General features: G+C 72.0%; 5 protein-coding genes. 2 read left to right on the top strand and 3 right to left on the bottom strand.

Features of this window, described 5'->3' with window-relative positions; genetic code table 11:
- Positions 1 to 129 precede the first annotated feature (129 nt).
- Positions 130 to 471 (top strand): hypothetical protein, encoded by a 342-nt coding sequence (locus ACRYR9_RS19525; protein WP_432499082.1) that lies wholly within the window; start codon positions 130 to 132, stop codon positions 469 to 471.
- A 481-nt stretch (positions 472 to 952) separates the two neighbouring features.
- Here the strand turns inward: ACRYR9_RS19525 and ACRYR9_RS19530 are convergent, their stop codons facing one another.
- Together ACRYR9_RS19530 and ACRYR9_RS19535 are read right to left on the bottom strand one after the other, a co-directional pair.
- Complete coding sequence (locus tag ACRYR9_RS19530) at positions 953 to 1,384, bottom strand: hypothetical protein (RefSeq protein WP_432499084.1); 432 nt, start codon at positions 1,382 to 1,384, stop codon at positions 953 to 955.
- A gap of 135 nt (positions 1,385 to 1,519) precedes the next feature.
- On the bottom strand, positions 1,520 to 2,425 hold the full coding sequence (locus ACRYR9_RS19535) for a tyrosine-type recombinase/integrase (RefSeq protein ID WP_432499086.1): 906 nt from the start codon (positions 2,423 to 2,425) through the stop codon (positions 1,520 to 1,522).
- Between the two features lie 226 nt (positions 2,426 to 2,651).
- Here ACRYR9_RS19535 and ACRYR9_RS19540 point away from each other — a divergent pair, with 226 nt between their 5' ends.
- A complete protein-coding gene (locus ACRYR9_RS19540) occupies positions 2,652 to 3,182 on the top strand; it encodes a hypothetical protein (RefSeq protein ID WP_432499089.1) in 531 nt (176 codons plus the stop codon).
- A 218-nt stretch (positions 3,183 to 3,400) separates the two neighbouring features.
- Here the strand turns inward: ACRYR9_RS19540 and ACRYR9_RS19545 are convergent, their stop codons facing one another.
- On the bottom strand, positions 3,401 to 3,598 hold the full coding sequence (locus tag ACRYR9_RS19545) for a hypothetical protein (protein ID WP_432499092.1): 198 nt from the start codon (positions 3,596 to 3,598) through the stop codon (positions 3,401 to 3,403).
- Positions 3,599 to 4,018 lie beyond the last annotated feature (420 nt).

Genomic DNA, 4,018 nt, shown 5'->3' on the forward strand with positions numbered 1-4,018 from the left:
TCGCCTGCACGGCGAGCTCGGGATGGTCCCGCCGATCGAGTACCAGGCCCGATTCGACACCACTGCCGAGGTCGTCGCCGCGGCCTGAGCGTTGCTTCACACCCTCCATCAAACCCGGGCCTTGACAAGGTGCAGGACCTGCCCGCCGTGCAGGCGATGCTGCGTCAGCACTTCGCCGCGGGCATCGCTTACAGCGGCGCAGCCTGTACCGAGCACGCCCAGCGCAGCGTCGCGGCGCTGAGGCGGCGCGGTCGCGATCGGGGCATCGACTGGCCGTTGCTGGTGCGCCGGCAGGAGGAGCAGTTGGGCCGCAGGGCCGCGCCCTTCGTCCTCTGGGTCACCGAGGTGCCCGTGGAGTGCCCAGGAGCATGGTTGGTTGCAGACGGTGATGTCCTGGTCAGCGCTGGCTTCCTGCAGGACCGCGTCGCTGCTGAGGCCTTCTTCGAGCCCCTTGTGCGCGCTGTGGTGTGAGCCGTCCGCGACTCCATGCTTGTGCGCGCTGAGCGCGGGATGACCGCGCGTTCCGTGCTCTCGTGGGATGACCGGATGACCGCCTTGTGTGAGGGAGGCCAGGATGGCGCGGTGAAAGCGACAGGAACGCCGGAGCTGGAGCGAGCCGTGCAACGCCTGGTGCCGCTGGTCGCCTCCGCGTCACTGGAACGCACTGAGCGAGTACGCGCAGCGCAGGCTCTCCTCGAAGTGCTGCAAGGTGCCGATCCGGGGGCGGCTCAGCAGCTTGCGGGCGAGCTGACGCAACGGTGGGCCTCGCAAGGGCCGCGAACAGGACCGACGTCCCAGGACGATCACCGGCCACCTCGCGGCGGGCGGTTGCGGCGTGGGGTACGTGCTGTGGGTGACCTGCTGGATTTCATCAACCCGTTTTGACGCTGCCGCACCCGGTTGCCAGTCGCGGATGGGCGTCGTGCCACCCGCGACGTGAGAAGGAAGCTGGTCAGCGGGAGGAGCGGTCCTTGCGCAGGCTGAGCAGGGCCACGATCAGGACGGTGACCGCCGCAGCGACGACGACCGGCTGGTGCGCTCCGCTGCGGATCACTACCTGGGGCAGCTGCAGGCCGTCCATGGAGAGGCCGACATCGGCGGGTCCGCCGAGAAGGCGCCCGATCAGCACCAGAAGCAGGGCGGTGACTCCAGCCGCGAGGCCAGCGCGAGCGGCGAGGACGGCGACGCCCACGCCAGCTGCCAGCACAGCGCTGATGGCGAGGACGTAGATGGTGCCTGCCGTCGTGGTCGGGGTCGTCAGCCAATGCGCGGAAAGCCAGGTCAGGGCCGCGAAGAGGGCGGCACCTACGGCGACGCCTCCCAGGTCACGTGGACGAAGGCCGGTGGATGTTGAGGTCGCCCGGTCGGTGCTGGTGGTGCTCATCGCTGCTCTCCCGTCGTTGGGATGGTGATGTCCGCTGTTCACGGTAGGGGGACGCGGCGGGTGGTGCTAGGTACGCGATCAAGCCCGGCCACTAACCGCGCAAGCACACGCTTTTCGGCAGATGCGTGAAGTCGGTCAGGTGCCGGAGGCCATGTAGGCGGCGAGGATGTAGTTGGGGTGCCGGTCCAGCGTGGTCCTGGCGCGGTCGTAGCGCATGGTGGTGCGGGGGTCGGCGTGGCGGGCGGCGATCTGGACGTCGCGCAGATCGACGCCGGCGTCGAGCATGGTGGTGACGTAGGTGTGGCGCAGCATGTGCGGGTGCATGCGCGGCAGCCGGATGCGGGCATCGGCTGCAAGGTGACGCAGCCGTCGGGTGGCGGAGTGGCGGTCCAGGCGCCCGCCGCGGGTGTTCAGCAGCAGTGGGCCGGCTACTCGGTCGCTGATGGCGCGGTCCACGGCTCGGCCCACCGCCGGCGCCAGCGGGACGAGGACGATCTTGTGGCCCTTGCCCACCACGCGCAGGACGCGGTGGCCGTGTTCCTCGCCGAGGTCGGTGATGTCCAGGGCGCAGGCCTCGAAGATGCGCAGGCCCAGCAGCCCGAGCAGGCACACCAGGGCGAAGTCGCACGGGTTGGCCGAGTCTCGGGAGGTGGCGAGCATCGCTTCGAGCTGAAGGTGGGACAGGCCCAGCGTCGGGGACTCGGGGGGCACGTTGGGGCGGCGGACGTAGTCAGCCGGTGAGTGCTCGAGGACGGCGTCGATGACGCAGGTGCGGTAGAAGCCGGCGACCACTGACATGCGGCGAGAGACGGTGGAGGCGGCGAAGCGTTGGGTTTCCTGCATCCACCGCACGTACAGCTCGATGTGCGGGCGCCGGGCGGCCAGCGGGTTCAGGCCGCGCAGCTGGCACCAGGTGAGGTAGGCGCGCAGGTCGGACTCGGCGTGGCGGCGGGTCTCGCCGCGGTAGCGGGCCAGGTAGGCGGCGATGGCCAGGCGTAGGGGGTCGGTGCGCCAGGTGCCGTCGCCGAGGGCGATGGGCAACGAAGTGGGAGGAGGGTCGGAAGGCAGGGGCATGCTCGAGCGTGCCCTCGTGGCTGCGGTCTGCGCGAGACACCGGCTGTGGCGGTGCAGGCATCAGGTGCCCCGCTGGAGCGGCGACGAAGGCGATCCACGATGCTGACGCGATGCCCGCCGCAACCGTCAGCCCTTCACGCTGGGGGGACCCGTCGGTGGAGTCGCCGGCGCGGTCGTCGGTGCGGGGGACGTGGTGAGCGTGCACGTCTTCGTCGATGAGACGAAGGCGAACGGGCTGCTGGTGGCCGCCGCCCGGGTGCAGCCGCGGCAGCTGGCCCCGACCCGCACCCTGCTGCGGGGTCTGCTGCTGGCGCGGCAGGAGCGGCTGCACTTCACCAAGGAGGGCAAGGCCCGCCAGGGGCAGATCGCGGCGGCGTTGTGCACCAGCGGGGTCGTCGTCGACGTCTACGACGCCCGCGCGATCACTGATCAGCGGGCCGCGCGGCGGGTGGTGCTGGAGCAGCTGGTCGCCGACCTGGCGGTGGCCGGGGCGCACCGGCTGGTGCTGGAGCAGGACGACTCCCTCATCGCCAGCGACCGGCGCACCCTGCGCGCCGCGGTGCACCAGGCGGGGGTGGTCGATGAGCTGGTCTACGAACACCTGCCCCCGCGCAGCGAGCCGTTGTTGTGGATCGCGGACGCGGTGGCGTGGTGCTGGAGCCATGGCAGCCTGTGGCAGGACCGGGTCCGCCCGATCATCGGGCAGGTCCAGCGGTTGCAGTGAGCGGGCCGGCGACGTCGCGATGACGCGGCGGGTGCTGGGGTCGGGTCTGACTCACCGATCTGGGCCCAGGCAGCGCGAAGCCCGGCTCGCCCACCGTCCGGAAGGCTGCCGGGCCCACTTCGCACCCCTACGGGGATGCGCACCGGTTCAGTATCGGCGCCGACCGCGGCGGACACAAGCCGCCTGCTTCGGCGCGGGCCCGGCCCCGGCTGCGGGAGCTAACGCACCCACACCCACAGCAGGGCGGCGATGATCAGCAGTGGGCCGAGGGTGCTGGCGACGATCATCCAGGTGCGTTGCGGTCCTGCCTGCGGGTCGTGCTCGCGCTGGAAGGGGGCGAACTGGTTGCCGCTGGTGAAGGGCATCGGGTCCGGACCTCGCCGGCGCTGCACGTCGCGGTCGTCGGGCTCAGCCATCGCGGTTCCTCCTGGCTCGGGTCGAGCCAGCCTGGCACACGCCCCGAGCCGGAGCGCGCAGCCTGATCGTGCGCGGTGGAGGTGGTGGCGTCGCCGCGAGCGTGTACCCGGCACCGCAGAGAGGGCATCTGGCTCTCGACACGAGCGGGCGCCGACGCTTGTTCATGATCGAGCCCGGCCAGCGGGATGACCGCGCGTTCGGACCCGCGGTGGACAGCGGTGCTGCAGGTGGGAGCGAACACGCCGGGGTGGGCCGTCACCGCTCGGGCGTGTCGGTGGTGGTCTGCAGCGAGACCGTCCGGCAACCTGTGGTGGGGGGGGGGGGGGGGGGGGGGGGGGGGGGGGGGGGGGGGGGGGGGGGGGGGGGGGGGGGGGGGGGGGGGGGGGGGGGGGGGGGGGGGGGGGGGGGGGGGGGGGGGG

Source organism: Kineococcus auxinigenes, assembly GCF_050871525.1.
In the GTDB taxonomy this organism is placed as follows: Bacteria; Actinomycetota; Actinomycetes; order Actinomycetales; family Kineococcaceae; genus Kineococcus.